This is a genomic window from Shewanella sp. ZOR0012 (assembly GCF_000798835.1).
GTDB classification, from domain to species: Bacteria; Pseudomonadota; Gammaproteobacteria; order Enterobacterales; family Shewanellaceae; genus Shewanella; species Shewanella xiamenensis.
This window is the reverse complement of record NZ_JTLE01000070.1, coordinates 1-713: the sequence shown is the minus strand read 5'-3', so window position 1 is coordinate 713 and position 713 is coordinate 1. Positions and strand designations below refer to the sequence as shown.

At 36.5% G+C, this 713-nt stretch carries 1 protein-coding gene; it reads left to right on the top strand.

Going from position 1 to position 713, the window contains the following annotated elements; genetic code table 11:
- The first annotated feature begins 175 nt into the window (after positions 1–175).
- Entirely contained in the window at positions 176–400 is a 225-nt protein-coding gene (locus tag L976_RS01615; protein WP_047533554.1) for a hypothetical protein, read from the top strand.
- Positions 401–713 lie beyond the last annotated feature (313 nt).

Below are 713 nucleotides of genomic sequence, written 5' to 3'. Positions count from 1 at the left end.
AGCTTTGTGGAGCAAGCCTTGGTTGCTGGATTTAAATCAATGGCTAAATCCTAACCATTTATGCGGACGTACTGCTCTAAAAAGCAAGATAAATCTTAAGGTAATGGGTACGATAAACGCGATCCTATACCAGCAGAAAAGAAATTAATAAACACTTTGAATAGTGGGGAACTTGATGAAAATTAATGAGTTATTTTTTGAAGATGATGAAGCAGTTATGTATGTTAATCATTTATTTGATGCAAATGACTTGGATGATTATATGCGCGGATTTCATAACATATCGATATCTATGAGAGATGAAACTTTAAATGGTCAAGAAGTAGTAAAGGTTTACTTTGGTGATCTCGTCGATGCTAATAAATTGAGATTCGCATTAGATGAATACTTTAGTAGCTGAAAAGAAAAGGTAGAGAAGAATAGAGGACTAAATGCAGCGGATGGCACTGACTATCAAATCAGTCTAACCTGTAGTTTATCTAGAAGTTTTATCTAGACACCCACTGTTAAATTTTCTTACAGGAATGATAGGGCTGGCAAAACTCTTGTGGAATTAACAGCCTGCACAGAGAATAAGAGCTGAGCCAACCAAAATAAGTGTGTCAATTAAACAGAATAGTTGCATGATGAACCCCAGCTTTGTGGAGCAAGCCTTGGTTGCTGGATTTAAATCAATGGCTAAATCCTAACCATTTATGCGGACGTACTGCTCT

What these genes read in the sequence shown, in the direction of transcription:
- L976_RS01615 (WP_047533554.1), top strand. Translation starts at nt 176, where the DNA reads ATGAAAATTAATGAGTTATTTTTTGAAGATGATGAAGCAGTTATGTAT.